15 protein-coding genes are annotated in these 17,463 nt (G+C 41.7%); 3 read left to right on the top strand and 12 right to left on the bottom strand.

Features of this window, described 5'->3' with window-relative positions; translation table 11 throughout:
* On the bottom strand, nucleotides 1-3,005 hold a 3,005-nt coding region (locus FGG15_RS19535; RefSeq protein WP_313791007.1), incomplete at its 3' end, for a Calx-beta domain-containing protein.
* Between the two features lie 450 nt (nucleotides 3,006-3,455).
* Between FGG15_RS19535 and FGG15_RS19530 the strand changes: the two genes are divergently transcribed.
* Nucleotides 3,456-4,004, top strand: a complete 549-nt coding sequence (locus FGG15_RS19530; protein WP_138839462.1) for a ClpP family protease — start codon at nucleotides 3,456-3,458, stop codon at nucleotides 4,002-4,004.
* A gap of 269 nt (nucleotides 4,005-4,273) precedes the next feature.
* Nucleotides 4,274-5,632, top strand: a complete 1,359-nt coding sequence (locus tag FGG15_RS19525) for an FAD-dependent oxidoreductase (protein ID WP_138839461.1) — start codon at nucleotides 4,274-4,276, stop codon at nucleotides 5,630-5,632.
* 32 nt (nucleotides 5,633-5,664) lie between these two features.
* On the opposite strand, the gene FGG15_RS19520 is transcribed toward FGG15_RS19525, so the two are convergent.
* Both FGG15_RS19520 and FGG15_RS19515 read right to left on the bottom strand, forming a co-directional pair.
* Entirely contained in the window at nucleotides 5,665-6,444 is a 780-nt protein-coding gene (locus FGG15_RS19520) for a zinc ribbon domain-containing protein (RefSeq protein ID WP_138839460.1), read from the bottom strand.
* 3 nt (nucleotides 6,445-6,447) lie between these two features.
* Nucleotides 6,448-7,542 (bottom strand): Nif3-like dinuclear metal center hexameric protein, encoded by a 1,095-nt coding sequence (locus FGG15_RS19515; RefSeq protein ID WP_138839459.1) that lies wholly within the window; start codon nucleotides 7,540-7,542, stop codon nucleotides 6,448-6,450.
* 47 nt (nucleotides 7,543-7,589) lie between these two features.
* On the opposite strand from FGG15_RS19515, the gene lpxK reads away from it, so the two are divergent.
* Entirely contained in the window at nucleotides 7,590-8,588 is a 999-nt protein-coding gene (gene lpxK, locus FGG15_RS19510) for a tetraacyldisaccharide 4'-kinase (RefSeq protein ID WP_138839458.1), read from the top strand.
* Here the strand turns inward: lpxK and FGG15_RS19505 are convergent.
* The 9 genes from FGG15_RS19505 to FGG15_RS19465 all read right to left on the bottom strand — a co-directional run bounded on the left by FGG15_RS19505 (nucleotide 8,585) and on the right by FGG15_RS19465 (nucleotide 17,370).
* Complete coding sequence (locus FGG15_RS19505; protein ID WP_313791006.1) at nucleotides 8,585-10,756, bottom strand: tetratricopeptide repeat-containing hybrid sensor histidine kinase/response regulator; 2,172 nt, start codon at nucleotides 10,754-10,756, stop codon at nucleotides 8,585-8,587. The two genes, lpxK and FGG15_RS19505, sit on opposite strands and share 4 nt — an antisense overlap.
* A gap of 47 nt (nucleotides 10,757-10,803) precedes the next feature.
* Entirely contained in the window at nucleotides 10,804-11,814 is a 1,011-nt protein-coding gene (gap, locus tag FGG15_RS19500) for a type I glyceraldehyde-3-phosphate dehydrogenase (protein WP_138839456.1), read from the bottom strand.
* Nucleotides 11,815-11,840: 26 nt separating this feature from the next.
* Nucleotides 11,841-12,716 carry a lipoyl synthase gene (lipA, locus tag FGG15_RS19495; protein WP_138839455.1) on the bottom strand — a complete coding sequence of 292 codons (876 nt, stop codon included), beginning with the start codon at nucleotides 12,714-12,716 and terminating at the stop codon, nucleotides 11,841-11,843.
* Between the two features lie 60 nt (nucleotides 12,717-12,776).
* Entirely contained in the window at nucleotides 12,777-13,337 is a 561-nt protein-coding gene (locus tag FGG15_RS19490) for an RNA polymerase sigma factor (RefSeq protein WP_138839454.1), read from the bottom strand.
* Nucleotides 13,338-13,366: 29 nt separating this feature from the next.
* The gene (locus tag FGG15_RS19485; RefSeq protein ID WP_138839453.1) at nucleotides 13,367-13,576 is read right to left on the bottom strand and encodes a membrane or secreted protein; all 210 of its coding nucleotides are present in this window, start codon (nucleotides 13,574-13,576) and stop codon (nucleotides 13,367-13,369) included.
* A 72-nt stretch (nucleotides 13,577-13,648) separates the two neighbouring features.
* A complete protein-coding gene (locus tag FGG15_RS19480) occupies nucleotides 13,649-14,407 on the bottom strand; it encodes an anti-sigma factor domain-containing protein (protein ID WP_138839452.1) in 759 nt (252 codons plus the stop codon).
* On the bottom strand, nucleotides 14,404-14,970 hold the full coding sequence (locus FGG15_RS19475) for an RNA polymerase sigma factor (RefSeq protein WP_138839451.1): 567 nt from the start codon (nucleotides 14,968-14,970) through the stop codon (nucleotides 14,404-14,406). The genes FGG15_RS19480 and FGG15_RS19475 overlap by 4 nt, the downstream gene beginning before the upstream one ends.
* A gap of 196 nt (nucleotides 14,971-15,166) precedes the next feature.
* Nucleotides 15,167-16,180 carry a UDP-N-acetylmuramate dehydrogenase gene (murB, locus tag FGG15_RS19470; RefSeq protein ID WP_138839450.1) on the bottom strand — a complete coding sequence of 338 codons (1,014 nt, stop codon included), beginning with the start codon at nucleotides 16,178-16,180 and terminating at the stop codon, nucleotides 15,167-15,169.
* Nucleotides 16,180-17,370 (bottom strand): pyridoxal phosphate-dependent aminotransferase, encoded by a 1,191-nt coding sequence (locus FGG15_RS19465; protein ID WP_138839449.1) that lies wholly within the window; start codon nucleotides 17,368-17,370, stop codon nucleotides 16,180-16,182. The genes murB and FGG15_RS19465 overlap by 1 nt, the downstream gene beginning before the upstream one ends.
* Nucleotides 17,371-17,463: the final 93 nt, after the last annotated feature.

Below are 17,463 nucleotides of genomic sequence, written 5' to 3'. Positions count from 1 at the left end.
TTTATGGTACCAACTGCGTTCGCCCCCACAATGGAGATAAGCCCCGTTGAAAGGTTGGAGAGCGCGATGGACAGGTCCTCGCTGTTCTCGATAAGTGTATCGTCAAGTATGGTCACGGTCACGCTGTGCTGTTCCCCGGCGTTACCGGCAAATGCGATGTTCCCGGAGGCCGAGGCCACGGTATAGTCCAAGCCTGCGATTGCAGTTCCATCTGTAATGTCAAAGTCCACATTGAACCCGCCCTGTACATCCGCGTTGAGCGACAGTACAAAGTCGGCGGTACCCGCGTCCTCGTCCACGCTGAAGCCCGCAACGGACACCCCGTTCCCGGCCCCACCGTCGTTGTCGTTTATAGTTATTTCTCCAGAGTTGTCATTAATAACAGGTGTATTGCTACCATTAGTCAATTCAACCGTGAAAGCTTCTGTTGCTTCAATAACATTATCGTCATTAATCGGAACTGAAATTGAAACCAATTCCCCGTGCGTTCCATTAAAATTCAATGTGCCAGAAGTTAGGCTGTAATCCAGGGATTCTACCGCTGTTCCATCAGCAGTGGTGTGATTTACCGTAAAACCTCCAATAACTTCCCCAACATGGAATACTTCCAAAGCGGCGTTTCCGGCATCCTCATCTACAGTAATATCATTTATGTATAAACCAACAGGGTCTCCATTTTCAGTAACAAAAATCTGTTGGGTATGATCAACGGAATTTCCCGTACAATCGGAGGCTGTCCATGTTCTAACAATGGTATAAGTAGTACTTGTATTATCTCCAACATAGCTTTCAGAAAAATTTACAGTGGCATTTGTATCACAATTGTCATTTGCAGTGAGTGTTTCTGCACTTGGAATCGCATTGTAAGCAGCAACCGTATCCGAAGGAAGCGTTTCCACGAAGGTAGGTGCAGTTGTGTCCTCCACAGTAATTGTCTGTACATGCTCAGTAGTGTTTCCGGCACAATCCTCCACAGACCAAGTTCTTGTTATGGTATAATCGGAAGGGCAAGAATCACCGTCAGTAATCTGTTCATCAAAGATCACGGACACATTGTTGTCACAGTTGTCCGTAGCTGTCAATATATCTGCCACCGGTACGCTATCACAGGAAACCGTAGTATCTGTTGGCAATGTCTCCACAAAGGTTGGTGCAGTGTTATCTTCCACTGTAATGACTTGGGTAAACGTATCACTGGTTCTTCCGCAGGCATCTGTGAAAGTCCATGTATTTGTATAAGTTCCTTCTCCAGGACAACTTGGGTTTGCAACAAAACTACCTGCAACCTTGTTCAAAGTGAAATTGCAAAATTCTGTAGCTGGCTCAAGGATTTGAGCCGCATTCAAAGCATCAGTATCATCACAGGAAACGGTAGTGTCCAATGCATTGGCCCCTGTTGACCAGTTTACCTGATTGGGTTCATTGATATCTACCACAGTAGGGTCAAAGTTACCGATACCACAACTGTCAAGTGTTCCTGAACTTTGGGCCACCACTGGATTGGTATTGGTTACCCCACTAAATGTTGCAGTGGCTTGCATGGCGAAGTTTGCAGAACAAGCAGTTTCCAAGAAATGGCACTGGTCCTTGATCTGAACATTAAAATCCAAAGTATACAAAGGATCTCCTACATCGGTATTGCCATCTGCAATAAAGAAGCGCAACTCTCTTGTGGAAGTATTAAAATTGTACGTCACTCCAGTCGGCAAGGTCTCGGTATCCACAAAATCCACCTCTTGTGGAAGGGTGGTATAAATTTCCAAGTTTTGGATATCATCGTTTCCGGAGTTTTCAACGCTAAGTGTCATTTGAACATTATCTCCTGGGTTAAAACCTGTACCTGAAGTGGAGGAAGTAAAGTTCAAGGCGCCAAGGCTGGGTTCATAAACTTCTACACTTAATCCAAGCAAATAAAGACCATAACTTTCTTGGTCCGAGGTAATTTTCAGGGTAGCTGATGTTTGGTTGTTGTCTATAAACTTGTTACCTGTATTCTGCAAATCAAAAACGGCAGCATCAAAGCCCAAGGTGTTGGTACTCGCTGGATTTCTATCTGTGAAATCGGCTCCATCTATGGTAATTCGACTATTAAAGAAGTTGTTGCTATTTCTAATTGGGGTGGAGATGTTGGACCAAGTACTATTGGTATCGAAGATTTGTAACTGGTCTCCAGAGATATCCCTATCTCCTTCAAAGGATCCAAGAACAATATCTGCATTTACATTTCCTGTAGGAACGGTTTGGAACCCATTAAAATCGAATTCCACTTCTCCTTGTGTTTGGGTAATATGCACATAACCGTCAAAAAGGGTTATGTTTTTTCCAATCATGCTCGGGTTTTCATAGACAAACACAATTTGCCACCCTCCCGAGGTACCCGTATGCGAACCTGTATGTGAATAGAGATCTCCTTCTGTAGCTTTCACATTGGCCACCTGGAAATTTCCATAGGGATTGCCCAAACCTGATACATCTGAGGTTATATCCTTGACACAGATATAAGGGTCATTTACAAAATGTTCATCCCTTCCTCTATAGATTACTTCATCAGCCGTAACCGTGCTGTATGAAGATTGACCAGGGAGCATGAGTTTTACCTGGTTGTAATTCCAAACGGGTTCAGAACCACCATCACCCGTATTGTCGTCAACAGAATATTCTTTGTCAGCCGCTGCCCAGTACAACAAAACCTTTTTGAAATTCAAACAGCTAAGGCTCGGTTCTGGATTTGAGAAATTAGCACTACTGGAATTAAAGGTGGAGGCATCCGAATCAATATCTACAAAAACATTGTTTGAGAAATCGTGGTTACCATCCGTTCCGTTGTACGAGTTTGTGGCATGACGTGAAAGTACATTATTGGCGATGATTGTCACATCTCCCTTAATGGTTTCTGAATACCTCGGGGTAAATGCTTTTTTAACCTGCCCCATCATGCTGAACGAGAACAAGAGTAAGAAAGAAACAATTACCGGTTTAAATGTAGAAGTAGTTTTGCTCTTCATAGGTTTAGATTTGAGATGATCACTTATTAGATCGTCCAAACTTTATGAAAGCCTAACCTGCTAGGATTGAGTCACGAAAAATGTGATTTGATGTAAATCGCTGTAGGTTAAGGTTTTCACTGTTGGATTGGAATTATTAAGATTTGGGTTCATAATTCGTTTCAAAGAAATGCAGGATGTAGTGGAATAGGAAAGTTACACGACATAGATGTTGGATAAATCGATGTACGACCCAATTTTCGATAAGGTGACAAAATCATAGATAACTGTCAATCAAGTACTTATATCACTAATTTTATCGGTCAACGTATATAAATTATCGATGAGGGGCCGTTTTGCTACCATTTTTAATGCATAAGTGCCAATCCGTTTTGCCATGGATATTTCCTTGGGTTAAAGAATTTGGTACCTATAATTTGATTAATTTTGAAACTTTACAAAACACAAAGAATGAGTTCAAAAAAAGGTAAGGTTAATGAATTGGTCCAAGAGAAATTATTGGAAGAGCGCAAGGTGTTTTTATGGGGAATGGTGGATGATGATTCGGCAAAACATGTTATTGATCGCTTGTTGTATTTGGATCTTCAAAGCAATGATGAAATTCAACTAATCATAAATAGTCCTGGAGGGTATGTAACCTCAGGTTTTGCTATTTATGATACCATAAAGCAAATAAAAAGTCCAGTATCAACGGTATGTTCCGGATTGGCAGCTTCCATGGGGTCCATTTTACTTTCAGTAGGGGAAAAGGGAAGGCGATTTATACAACCTCACGCCCGGGTGATGATCCATCAACCTAGCGGTGGTGCCCAAGGGCAGGCTTCCAATATAGAAATACAAGCCAAGGAGATCATCAAGACCAAAGAATTAGGGGCTAAAATTCTAGCGGATAACTGTGGACAGGATTATGACAAGGTGATGAAAGATTTTGACCGCGACTATTGGATGGGAGCCGATGAATCTGTGGAATACGGTATAGTTGACGGTATTTTGGAATAGAACTTCACTTAAAAGGGAAAAAGTCCTTCGCAATAAATTGTGAAGGACTTTTTATATATAGAGACGCCGAAGCGGAATATTTAATATATATACGGCAACTATGGTGCCAAAAGTTTATGTGAATCCAAAAAACTCTCTACATTAAGTTTTCCCATTGAAAACATACATCTTCCCACAAAAAATGAAACTATGTCGGAAAGATCGTAGCGCATGAAATACTGCCTATTTTCCGTACTTTTATAGCTTAACAAGAATAGGCCCACGGGCATATGACACAGACTTCAAAAAATATTGCCATCATCGGTTCAGGATTGGTGGGTTCCCTCTTAGCTATATTTTTAAGAAAAAAAGGACATTCGGTAACGGTGTTTGATCGTAGACCGGATATCAGGACTATAGAATTCTCAGGTAGGTCCATTAATTTGGCCATGAGCAATAGGGGCTGGAAGTCGCTCCGTAAAGTAGGGCTAGAAGAGAGTATTAGGGAAATAGCCATTCCCATGGACAAGAGGGCTATGCATGTCTATGACAAGCCTGTTTATTATCAGAACTATGGCAAAGACGGGGAAGCCATTTGGTCCATTTCCAGAGGAATCCTCAATAGGAGAATGATCGATTTGGCCGAAGAAGCTGGGACACAGTTTCGATTCAACGAAAAAGTGTGGGATGTGGATCTTCCGGAAGCTAAGATATATACTGGTGAAACTGTTAAAAGTGCTTGGAAGGAGTACCAATTTGACCTGATTTTTGGATGTGATGGGGCCTTTTCCCGGGTCCGGCATAAAATGCAACGCCGGAGTAGGTTTGATTATTCGCAGAACTTTATTGATGTAGGCTACAAGGAGCTTACTATCCCACCGAATCCGGATGGCAGCCATAAATTGGGTAAAAATTCATTCCATATTTGGCCAAGGGGCAAGTTTATGCTTATTGCCTTGCCCAACATTGATGGGAGTTTCACCTGTACCCTGTTCCTACCTTTTGAGGGTGACATTTCTTTTGATAGGATAAAAACCGAGGAAGATGCGAAGGCTTTTTTCGAAACCTACTTCCCCAATGTTCGAAAGGAGATAGAGAATCTTACCCAGGATTTCTTTAAGAACCCCACCAGTGCCATGGTGACAATGAAATGTTATCCTTGGACTTATTGGAACAAGGTTGCCCTCGTTGGGGATTCGGCACATGCCATTGTGCCTTTTTATGGACAGGGTATGAATGCTGGATTTGAAGATATATATCAGTTGGACGAGCTGATGGGTCAGTATGGGGATGATTGGGAGCGCATTTTTGTAGAATATCAAAAAATACGCAAACCCAATGCCGATGCCATTGCCGAGCTCAGTTATCGAAATTTTATGGAAATGAGCAGTAAAACTGCCGATACCATGTTCTTATTGCAAAAGAAAATAGAAAAGCATTTTGCAGCCAAGCACCCGGATAAGTGGATACCGGTATATAGTAGGGTTACTTTTTCGGATAGGCCTTATGCTGAAGCACTGGCCATTGGGGATGAGCAAGAAAAAATAATGCAAGAGGTTATGAAACTTCCGGATATCGAGTCCAACTGGGATTCCAAGGAAGTGGAAAAAACGATCTTAAGACTGCTAGACAATAAAAAAGCCACCTAAAAGGTGGCTTTCATTTTACTTTACGGTCCAAATTAGATTTTGGCAAACAATGCTTGCATCCTTGCTTGCTCTTCTTCAGCCAATAGTGGATCTACCAAGATTCTTCCACTATGTTCATCAGTAATGATTTTCTTTCTGGAAGCAATCTCAACCTGAACTTGGGGAGGTATGGTAAAGAAAGAACCACCGGAAGCGCCCCTTTCAACCGGAACCACGGCCAAACCATTTTTCACGTTATGGCGGATTCTCTTGTACGCCTGAATCAAGCGCTCTTCGATTTTCTCCTCAAATTCCTCAGACTTCTTTAATAGTGCTTTCTCTTCTTTCTCAGTTTCGGCCAAAATAGCGTCCAATTCACCTTTTTTATGTTTAAGGTGACCATCTCTTTCGGTCAATTTTTCCTTGGTTTCGGCAATGACCTCTTTTTTCTGCTCTATTTGGGCCTTAAATTCTTTAATGTTCTTTTCAGCCAATTGAATTTCCAGTTCTTGGAACTCTACCTCTTTGCTCAAAGAGTTAAACTCACGGCTATTGCGAACATTCTTTTGTTGTTCAGCATATTTTTTGATCAATGCTTTGGATTCCTCAATGAGATTTTTCTTGGCAGCAATCTCAAAATTTACGGTTTCAACGTCGGTCTTTAGCTTGTCCATTCTGGTTTTAAGCCCCAGTACCTCATCTTCCAAGTCCTGTACCTCCAAAGGAAGTTCGCCCCTAACATTGCGTATTTCATCAACCCTGGAATCGATAAGTTGTAGATCATATAAAGCTCTTAACTTTTCTTCCACGGTGTTTTCACTTTTGTTCGCCATATATTATAAATACTTGATGGGATTTGTAATGCTCTCCGATAAAGAGATTGCAAAATTAGGAATTTTTTTGATAAGATAATCAACCAATAAATCTTTTGTAAACTGCTCAGTTTCAAAGTGCCCAATATCGGCAATGACCAATCGCTTTTCAGCTTGATAAAACTCGTGATATTTGATGTCAGAGCTTACAAATATGTCAGCTCCCGACTTCAACGCGGCTTTAATGGCAAAAGCGCCACTGCCCCCTAAAACAGCGACTTTTTTCACCTTTTTTCCTAATAACTCGGAATGCCGGACCACCGATGCGTTCATTTTTTTCTTTAAGTGCCGAAGAAACTCGGTTTCCTGCATTTCACTTTCCAACACTCCCACCATACCCATACCTATATCTTGATTTACGTTCTGAAGGGTTGTAATCTCATAGGCAACTTCTTCATAAGGATGGTTAGTAAACAAGGCATCGAGGATTGCTTTTTCCTTTTCAAAGGAAAAGATTACATGGATTTGTGCCTCTTTTTCATAATGTACTTGTCCAATATTGCCCACAGATGGGTTGGTAGCATCTCCTGGTTTAAAGCTTCCTGTTCCGTCTGTGCTGAAACTACAATTACTATAATTTCCAATTTCACCGGCCCCTGCTTGGAACAAAGCTGATTTAACCGTGTCCACAGCTTCCAAAGGAGTGTATGTGATCAGTTTTTTGATGGTTCCCTGCTTGGGTATCAGGATTTTTGGGTTTTTGATGCCAAGCACCTCACAAATTTTGGCGTTGACCCCCATTTTGCTGTTATCCAACGCGGTATGCATACTGTAGATGGCAATGTTGTTTGCAATAGCCCTAAGTACTACACGCTCAACGTAGGTACTTCCTGTGATTTTTTTAAGTCCTTTAAAAATTATGGGATGAAAGCTTACTATGAGGTTGCAATTCTTGGAGATGGCTTCGTCAACAACCACTTCCAAGGTATCCAAGGTTACCAGTATCCCTGTAACTTCTTGTTTGTGGTCGCCCACTAATAATCCCACATTATCAAATTCTTCAGCGTGGGGTAGGGGGGCCAATTCTTCCAGAATAGTTGCAATTTCCTGTACGGTCATAGAGTTCTTCTTAATGGGCTAAAGATAAAATATTATATTTTCGCCCTATGCTTCAATTCCTCCGGAAAATAGCGTTTCCGTTTTCCCTGATCTACGCCTTGATCGTCCATGTTCGAAATTATTTGTTCGATTGGGGTGTTTTTAAGTCCATTTCCTATGAAACTCCTACCATTTGCGTGGGCAACCTGAGCGTAGGAGGAACAGGTAAAACTCCTATGATAGAATATCTAATTCGTATTTTGTCAAACCATAAAATAGCTGTTTTGAGCAGGGGGTATAAGCGAAAGTCCAAGGGGTTTTTGCTGGCAAACCCTTCTTCAACAGTGGCTGATTTGGGTGATGAACCTTTTCAAATCCATCAAAAATTCCCGAATATTTACGTAGCGGTTGACGCAGACCGGCGAAATGGAATTGCGCAACTCGAAAAAATGGTACAACCAGATGTGATTCTTTTGGATGACGCTTTTCAACATCGAAAGGTAAAGCCCAAATTTTCCATTTTGTTGACCGCCTATGGTCAGTTGTATCCCAAGGGCTGGTATTTGCCAACAGGTAATTTAAGGGATGCCAAGCGTGAAGCTAGAAGGGCAGATGTTATTGTGGTTACTAAATGTCCTAAAATCCTGCCCAAAACGGAAAAGGATACCATTACTAGTCTTATACAGCCAAAACCTCATCAACAGCTTCTTTTCTCCCACCTTTCCTATGCTGAAAAGCTTAAAGATGGGAAAGGCAACAAAGTTGCTCCTTCAAAATTAGGGGACAAGAAAATTGCTTTGGTGACCGGCATCGCCTCACCTGAACCTTTGGTTCAGTATTTAAGGGATATAGGAATCGATTTTCAGCACTTGGCCTTTGGGGATCATCACAACTTTTCGTCTGATGAGATTGAAAAGTTCAAGCATTACGATGCCGTACTCACTACGGAAAAGGACTTTGTTCGACTTTATGGAAGGGTGGAGCCACTATATTACTTGGAGATTGCGCATGATTTTAATCTGGAAGATGAAAACCTGTTGAAAGAAGTAGTTGAAAGTCAATTTTAAACCAAGCCTTCCATTTTTTTCTTGAAGATGTTCTCCCCAATTTTTTGATAGAAAACCTCAGGTTTAAAAGGTTTGGTCACCACATCATTGCAGCCTGCTTCGTAGAAACTATCCAAACTATCATCCAACGAAATGGCCGTTAGTGCAATAATGGGGATTTCGTCATCAAACTTTCTGATCTGTCTTGTGGCTTCTTCACCGCTAATACCAGGCATATGAATGTCCATTAAAATGGCATTGTAGGTGTTGGCCTTCGCCAAATCAATGGCTTCATTACCATTGTTGGCAATATCGCAGGTAATTTCCTTTTTGGTAAGCATCTTTTTGGTGATGACCTGATTGATCTTATTGTCTTCCACAACAAGTACATGCAATCCTTTAAAATTGAATTCTTCAGGATTCAGTTCAAAGGCCACTTCGTCCAAGGCGTTGTTATCGCATTTTAGATCCAATTCAAAGAAAAAGGAACTTCCATGGCCCAGTTCACTTTCTAGGTGAACTTTACTGCCAAAGAGTCCAAGCAGACTCTTCACAATGGTCAATCCAAGTCCTGTTCCACCATATTCCCTGTTAATTTGGATAGATCCTTGTTCAAAGCTGTCAAAAATGTTTTTCTGCTGATCCTCTGATATACCGATACCATTGTCCTTGACCTCAAAGTACAATTTTACCTCTTCCTCTTCTTTACGCAACATTTTGGCAATGACCTCGACCTTGCCATCTTTGGTAAATTTTAGGGCGTTGCCAACCAAATTCATGAAAATTTGAGAAATCTTGATTGGGTCACCCAACAACTGCTGCGGAATATTTGGATCATAATCCAGTACCAGACTAGTGTTGTTTTCACTGGCATTTTGCTGTAGCGAATCCACAACATCAGCTAGAACTTTGTGCAGTTTGAACTCAATATTCAACGGTTCCAGCTTGTCTGCATCAATTTTGTTGATCTGAAGGATGTCATTGATGAAATTCAACAGATAATCCCCTGAGAATTTAAGGGATTTTAGATGTTCCTTTTGATGATCTGAGGGGTTTTCCTCCAAAAGTAAGTGTGTAAGCCCAGTTACCGCGTATAATGGAGTTCGCAATTCGTGAGTTACTGTAGATAGGAAGTTGGTCTTGGCCTCCATGGCAGAAACTGCAGAATCACGGGCAAGCTCCAATTCCTTGTTCTTGGTGTACAATAAATCGTTGGTCTTGAGCTTTATTTGGTTGTTCCGGAATAACGAAACCGCCAAGAGCGAGATTATCGTTAAAAATGCAGATGTTAAAATGGCAGTTATCTCAGAACGGTTCTTGGATTCACTTAACTCTTCATTTTTGGCCGTGAGCTTGTTGATTTCGTTCATTTGGTGCTCAAACCTAATTTTATCTGCGGTCTTGGTTTCCAATTGCACCTTTTCAATGTTGAAAATAGAATCTCTAATTTTCTCAAGTACTTTGGTATAGTTTAAGGCCTGGCTATAGTCCCCTGTTTTTTCATAAATGGAGGACAGGCTCTGATTGGCAGCTTTTACTTCCTTGAAAAAACTGTGCTTTTCCGCAAGTTCCAATGCTGCTTGGGAGTGGATCACCCCTTCTTCCAAATCGTCGAGTTCCATGCTTATTTTGGCCAACTGAAGATTTGCTTTGGTAGCCAAATAGGCACGCTCCTTATCATCAGAATTGACAATTAATGCATGGAGGTTTTTAATGGCATCTTCGTACTTTTCAATATTGGTGAAGATATAAGCCTCCAATAGCAAGATATTGTTCCCCAAATTCCGGTTGTTGCTAAGCTTTCTGGATTCTTCCAATAGTTTAAGGGATTGAAAGTTGTTCCCTTCATCATATCGAAGCGCAGCATCCAGATAGTTGTGAAAAGCTTGTCCGTACGAGTAGGAAAGGTCCTTTAACAGAATACTGGCCCGGTCCCAATAAAAAATAGTGGTTTCCCGCTCACCTTCTTCAAGGAATAAACGGGCGTATTGATGGTAGGTATCCAGTAAAAGTTTGGCATCCTCATTGTTCTCGGCAATTTCAGCCGCCTGATCCAAGGTTTCCAAGGCTTTTTCAATCTTGTTTTGATGGCGATGAACCATGAATTCATCAAAAATGGCCTGTACCTTTTCCGTGGAGCTTATATCATTTTGACCAAACGAAAGCTGGGTGCAAAGGAAAATGCACAAACTGAAGCATCTTAAAACGCCAAGATGTTTGTATATCAGATTCGAGGTCAAACGTAGTTTTTCTTAATAAACAAAGCTATTAAATCAATAATTCTGGAACAATACCCAGTTTCATTGTCGTACCATCCGATAATTTTCACCATTTTCCCAATAACGGAGGTCATCAAAGAATCAAACGTACAAGAATAGCAACTATTGTTTATATCGATGGAAACAATGGGGTCTTCGGTAAAATGCAATACGTTTTTAAGTTCGTTATTGGCGTAATACTTAAAAGTACTGTTTATTTCGGCAATGGAGGTATCTTTTTTAACATTGAAGGTAATATCAGTCAAAGAGCCATTGGGAACAGGAACTCTGATACCACAACCTCCGATAACATCAGATAAATCTGGGAAAATCCGGGTCAATGCTTTGGCAGCTCCTGTAGTGGTGGGAATTATAGACTGACCTGCTGCCCTGGACCTCCTTAAGTCGCGATGGGGCCTGTCGTGCAGACTTTGATCCGATGTATACGAATGTATGGTGGTTATATAAGCTTGTTCAATACCGCATAGCTCGTTGACCACCTTGATCATGGGGGCCGCATTATTGGTGGTACAGGAAGCATTGGATACGATATCGTCCTCCGCACTTATAATGTCCTCATTTACTCCAAGCACTACCATTTTGATGTTATCTTCTACTGGGGGAACAGATAAAATCACTTTTTTGGCCCCATTTTTTAGGTGAAACTCCAAATCCGATTTGGTTTTGAATTTCCCTGAGGCTTCCACCACAATATCCACTTTGTGGGCATCCCAGGCAATTTGGCTCGGATGATTGTGATTTAGGATGGCAATACGGTGATTTTCAGTGACAATATGATTCCCTTCTGCTGATATATCCGTTGAAAGCGTCCCATGAATGCTATCATACTTTAGCAGATGGGCCAGCGTTTTGGCATCCGTTAGGTCATTGACAGCAACCACATTAATATTGGGATGCTGCTGTAGCAGTCTAAAAAGTGTTCTGCCGATACGTCCAAAACCATTAATGCCAATGTTGATTTGCTTCATAAGAGGAGAAATGTGTAGGATTGATCCTAATGGATATGCTTGTGGGCTTTATAGGAGGAGCGTACCAAAGCACCACTTTCCACATGTCTGAAGCCCATTTCCAAACCAATTTCCTCATACTTTTTAAACTGTTCCGGCAAGATGAACTCTTTGACCGGCAAATGTTTTTTCGAGGGTTGGAGATATTGTCCTATGGTGACCACATCCACATCAACTTTCCGAAGATCCTCCATCGTTTGGATTACCTCATTTTCCTGTTCCCCAAGCCCTAGCATGATACCGGATTTGGTTCTGTTGGCCCCATTTTTTTTCAGGTAATTGAGCACTTCCAAGCTTCTTTCATATTTGGCTTGGATGCGCACTTCGCGTGTAAGCCTTTTAACCGTTTCCATATTATGCGAAATCACCTCAGGAGCTACTTTTAGAATACGGTCCAAATGGGTTTCGATACCCTGAAAATCTGGAATAAGGGTTTCCAAAGTGGTTTCCGGGTTCATTCTTCGGATGGCTTTCACGGTTTCGGCCCAGATAATGGATCCCATGTCCTTAAGATCATCCCGATCTACGGATGTGACCACGGCATGCTTAATATTCATGATTTTGATGGAACGCGCCACTTTTTCCGGTTCCGCCCAGTCCACGGTTTCGGGTCGGCCGGTCTTAACACCACAGAAACCACATGAACGGGTGCAAATATTTCCCAGAATCATAAAAGTTGCCGTGCCCTCTCCCCAGCACTCGCCCATATTGGGGCAGCTACCTGAGGTACAGATGGTGTGCAAATCGTACTTGTCCACCAAGCCCCGTAGCTGTGTGTATTTTTTCCCTGTGGGAAGTTTTACCCTGAGCCATTTCGGTTTTCCTTTTGGGGGGAGAACATTTTCTTGAGTGACTGTGCTCATAAAAGAAATTTGAAGTGCAAAGATACGAAACTGGGTAGTAAACCAAGCGCTTTGAACGAGCTAGTGCTTTTGGATAATCTCGGCCAAAAGTTTCTTGGCGCGAAGCAATTTTACCTTAATGTTGTTGACAGGTTCGTTGAGTTCCTTGGCGATTTCGGCATAGCTAAGCTCATTAAAATACCGTAGGTTGATCACTTTCTGATAATGCGGTTTCAATTTTTTGATATCCCTAAGCAAATGGGCCAAGTTTTGCTCTATGATCAATTGATCTTCAACGGATGGGGACTCGTCCAGCACTTTCCTTACTTCATCACCATGACTGTCCATTTCATCCAATAGGCTTCGTTTACGTTTTCGGATGAGATCCACATGAAGATTTTTGGAAATGGTTATCAACCAGGTCTTGAACTCGTAGGATTCGTCGTAAGAATCAATTTTATCGAAGGCTTTGGAAAAAGTTCGAATGGTGATATCCTCGGCATCATTCTCATTTTTGGTACGCGCCAATTGAAAGGCATATACTTCGTTCCAAAAGGAATCCAATAACAGGCTAAAGGCCATTTGATTTCCATTTTTGGCCTTTTGAATGTTTTCCTTGATGGATTGCTCCGTTTTGTTCAAAAATTGAGATTTACCAAGTAGGTTACGAGCTATTGCAGTTCAGGAATGGAATCCTTCTTGCAATCCTGCTCGCTGGGAAGTTTGCCACAATATCCACAGGCCTCGCCTTCTTTGTTCAGATACGGGTTTTGGCTTGCACAAGTACCGGCAAATTTGCCGTCTTTTTTGGACCAAATCTTTATTGCAATGCCAGCAACGGCAAGTGCTAAGAGACTAATGGTCAATAATGCTAACTTCATATTCCAGCTTTTGCGCAAAGGTACAAAATACCTAGCTAAAGCCGTTACGGTTAGCGTAATTTAAATAAATACCTAGTAGTTGATATTGGCTACAATATTCTTAACGGTTGGGGAAGTATTTCCACCTTCGGGCTCAATGGTGATATACCCAATGGCATTGTCCGCGTAAGGAAGGGCCAAAAGCTTGTCCTTGTCCTCAAATTGTTTGATTACCCCAAGGTTTACCAATTCACCGTTGACTTCTGCCCACATCTGGAAGCATTTGTTTTCCGGCAACTCTGGAACATTGCTCACGTTGATGTAGGAAAGCTTCTTAACAGGATTGATGTAGGCCACTGCTTTAAGCTCCTTGCCTTCTTTTTTTCCGTTAAGCCTGTATCTTTTAGTGGCGGGATTGTTCAGTACAATAAATTGGTTACGAACATCCTCCAATTGGTTTTTCATATTCTCCTCCAGATACTTGATCTGGTTGGTCACCAAAGTATTTTCCATTTGAAGGTTTTGGTTTTGGTTCCAGAAGAAATAGGAAGCCCCGGCCAAAATAAGAATCGCCACACTGGCAGCTATGCCATAACTAAAGAATTTACGGCTGACCGCTTTTTCCTTTTTGGCACTATGCAATATGATTTCCTTTAGACCTTCAGGGGTTTTTCGGGCATACATTTTGGCAAATGTCTCCAAGTTGTCCTGAAGTTGGTTATAAGTGTCCCTAACCTCCGGATACATGGTTATATAGCGCTCTGCCTGAAGCGTCTCGTCTTTGGAAGTTTCGTCCAAGAGATATTTTTCCAATATATCGGAATCCAGAAATCGTTGTACTTTTTCTTTCATGACAATAAATTTATTAGTAGGAGAAGGGCCATTGAGGTGCCGTAAATCTTACCAAGCTCCCGCAATCCAATTTTGAGCCTAGACTTGATCGTTCCCAGAGGAATTTCCAGTTCGTCACTGGCCTCTTGCTGTGTCATCCCTTGAAAAAACAGGGCTTCCAACACTATACGATACTTGTCTTCTATTTTGTCCAAGTTCTCTTGGACGTCCATAAATTCGGGCCTAATGCCACTTACTCCTAGGTTATATACGTCAGAAACGTCTATTTGGACTTCTTTGTCCGCTTTATTATTGATACTTCTTAGTTTGTCAATGGCGGTATTTCGAGTAATTCGGAACAGCCATGTAAACAATTTAGCTTTGGAAGCGTCATAAGAGTCCGCTTTTTTCCAGATTTTGACGAAACTCTCCTGCAACACGTCTTGGGCCAAATCCTCATCCTTAACCACTTTGTAGGCTACCCCAAACAAGGTGTCCCCATAATTATCATACAATAGCGAAATCGCCTTATCATCCTTTTCAGCAAGTAAGGAAACAATATGTCTTTCAATTAGTGTACTCATCTAGGGGCTGTTGGCTAAATTTTGGGGGCAAAAATCTAAAATAAGCTTTATCTCGTATATAAGGTAACGCTAAGTTAGAAAATCGATTATTCGACGGCGTTAAATTATTGGTTAAAGAACATACTTGTAGAAGTATTTAATATTTTGGTTAGTTTGGTTTGGTATAACCCCTGTTATTATTGCAATGCAGGGGTTATTATATGATGTTTACCTCCGGGTTGATCTTGATCTTGAATTTTTTTTCTACTTCTTCCTGGATTTTTTCAGCTAAATCCAAAATTTCTTTGCCTGTGGCGTTTCCATGATTCACCAATACCAAAGCTTGCTTTCCGTGCACACCGGCATCGCCAAATCGTCTGCCCTTAAATCCACATTGTTCAATCAACCATCCCGCGGGAATTTTGAATTGACCATTGTCCACCGGATAAGATGGGGCATCCGGATTTTTTTTCTTGAATTTCTCAAAGGTCTTCTTGGATATTACGGGGTTCTTAAAGAAACTCCCGCTATTTCCAATTTCCTTGGGGTCAGGAAGTTTACTTTGCCTAATGGCAACAACAGCATTGGAAATATCCTGAATGGTGGGGTAGATTACTCCATTTTTCTTTAATTCCTCTTCTATGGCCCCATACCCCGTATTAAGCTGATGATTTTTTTTGGTCAGCTTTAAGGTTACCGAGGTAATAATGTACTTGCCCTTGCCTTCATTTTTGAAAAAAGAATCCCGATAGCCAAAATTGCAGGCTTCTTGGTCAAATGCTACCAACTCCATGGTATCAATTTCCATGGCCGCACAACTCACAAAAACATCCTTCAGTTCCACACCATAGGCACCGATATTTTGAATAGGAGCCGTCCCCATGTTTCCCGGTATCAACGAGAGGTTTTCCAAACCTCCATATCCTTGTTCAAGACTCCACAGCACCAGCTCATGCCAGTTTTCCCCGGCCATAACCTTAATCTGAACTTCTTCATCCGTTTCCTCTACTATGGAAATACCTTTGAGGTTGATGTGCATAACCAAAGCATCAATGTCCGTAGTAAGCAATACGTTACTTCCTCCACTTAGAATAAACTTATTGGGATACGCCTTTAACTCCAACACCCGTTGCAATTGGGCCAGGCCATTGATTTCCACAAAAGAGCGTGCGGTAACATCAATACCAAAGGTATTGTAACTTTTAAGGGATATGTTCTCCGCTATGTTCATTAATTAGTGTACTCTTTCAAGGCCGTACCCAAAATACGCACTGCTTTGACCAATTCTTCTTTTTCCAACACATAGGCTATTCTGATTTGGTTTTTACCCAATCCTTCCGAAGCGTAAAACCCTGCAGCGGGAGCAACCATAACTGTGGCACCGTCCATTTCAAACTTTTCCAACAACCATTGGGCAAAATCATCCGAATTGGAAATAGGCAGTTCCGCAACACAATAGAAAGCACCTTGGGGTACAGCCACTTTGACCCCTTCAATTTTTTGAAGTTCAGTCACCAAAATATTCCTACGTTCCACATATTCACTGATCACGGCATCAAAATAGGATGGTGGGGTATCCAATGCCGCTTCACTGGCAATTTGCGCAAATGTGGGCGGGGATAAGCGCGCCTGGGCAAATTTTAGAGCTGTTTGAATGACTTCCTTGTTCCTGGACACCAAACATCCAATACGTGCACCGCACATGCTATAGCGCTTGGATACCGAATCTACCATAACCGCATGGTTCTCGAGTCCAGGCTCTTGAAGTATGGAATAATGTTCCCTGCCATCGTACGCAAATTCCCGGTATACCTCATCTGCAATTAGAAACAGATTGTGTTTTTTAACCAGCTTTGCCAATTGTTGAATTTCTTCCTTACTGTACAGATATCCGGTTGGATTTCCAGGGTTACAAATAAGGATGGCCTTGGTTTTGGGTCCGATCAATTGTTCAAACTGGGATATTGGTGGTAGGGCAAAATTGCTGTCAATGCTGGAAACAATGGGAACAACCTTTACACCTGCTGCCGTGGCAAAACCATTGTAATTGGCGTAAAAAGGTTCTGGGATGATGATTTCGTCATCCCCATCCATAATGGTGCCCATGACAAAGGAGAGCGCTTCAGAACCGCCTGTAGTAACAATAATGTCACTCGCGTTAACCGATATGTCGTTTTTGGCATAGTAATCCGCAATTTTTTCGCGGTAGATTTCAGAACCTTCGGTCATGCTATAGGCCAATACCTCTATAGCATGGTTCCGTACTGCATCCAAAGCTACTTGGGGGGTCTTGATATCGGGCTGCCCAATGTTCAGATGGATGACATGGGTTCCTCTTTTTTTGGCTGCTTCGGCATATGGAACCAATTTACGGATGGGGGAAGCTGGCATTTGACTCCCTTTTTCAGAAATAGTTGGCATGCATTAAATTTTAGGCAAAAATGAGAAAACCAATTCTCGCAAACAACACATTCACGTAATATTTAAGGGGTTAGGAGAATGTTAAATTAAAAT

This window comes from Flagellimonas algicola (genome assembly GCF_005937185.1).
In the GTDB taxonomy this organism is placed as follows: domain Bacteria; phylum Bacteroidota; class Bacteroidia; order Flavobacteriales; family Flavobacteriaceae; genus Flagellimonas; species Flagellimonas algicola.
This window is presented reverse-complemented; position numbering and strand designations above follow the sequence as displayed.

What these genes read in the sequence shown, in the direction of transcription:
- FGG15_RS19530 (WP_138839462.1), top strand. Translation starts at nt 3,456, where the DNA reads ATGAGTTCAAAAAAAGGTAAGGTTAATGAATTGGTCCAAGAGAAATTA.
- FGG15_RS19525 (WP_138839461.1), top strand. Translation starts at nt 4,274, where the DNA reads ATGACACAGACTTCAAAAAATATTGCCATCATCGGTTCAGGATTGGTG.
- FGG15_RS19520 (WP_138839460.1), bottom strand. Translation starts at nt 6,444, where the DNA reads ATGGCGAACAAAAGTGAAAACACCGTGGAAGAAAAGTTAAGAGCTTTA.
- FGG15_RS19515 (WP_138839459.1), bottom strand. Translation starts at nt 7,542, where the DNA reads ATGACCGTACAGGAAATTGCAACTATTCTGGAAGAATTGGCCCCCCTA.
- lpxK (WP_138839458.1), top strand. Translation starts at nt 7,590, where the DNA reads ATGCTTCAATTCCTCCGGAAAATAGCGTTTCCGTTTTCCCTGATCTAC.
- gap (WP_138839456.1), bottom strand. Translation starts at nt 11,814, where the DNA reads ATGAAGCAAATCAACATTGGCATTAATGGTTTTGGACGTATCGGCAGA.
- lipA (WP_138839455.1), bottom strand. Translation starts at nt 12,716, where the DNA reads ATGAGCACAGTCACTCAAGAAAATGTTCTCCCCCCAAAAGGAAAACCG.
- FGG15_RS19485 (WP_138839453.1), bottom strand. Translation starts at nt 13,576, where the DNA reads ATGAAGTTAGCATTATTGACCATTAGTCTCTTAGCACTTGCCGTTGCT.
- FGG15_RS19480 (WP_138839452.1), bottom strand. Translation starts at nt 14,407, where the DNA reads ATGAAAGAAAAAGTACAACGATTTCTGGATTCCGATATATTGGAAAAA.
- FGG15_RS19475 (WP_138839451.1), bottom strand. Translation starts at nt 14,970, where the DNA reads ATGAGTACACTAATTGAAAGACATATTGTTTCCTTACTTGCTGAAAAG.
- murB (WP_138839450.1), bottom strand. Translation starts at nt 16,180, where the DNA reads ATGAACATAGCGGAGAACATATCCCTTAAAAGTTACAATACCTTTGGT.
- FGG15_RS19465 (WP_138839449.1), bottom strand. Translation starts at nt 17,370, where the DNA reads ATGCCAACTATTTCTGAAAAAGGGAGTCAAATGCCAGCTTCCCCCATC.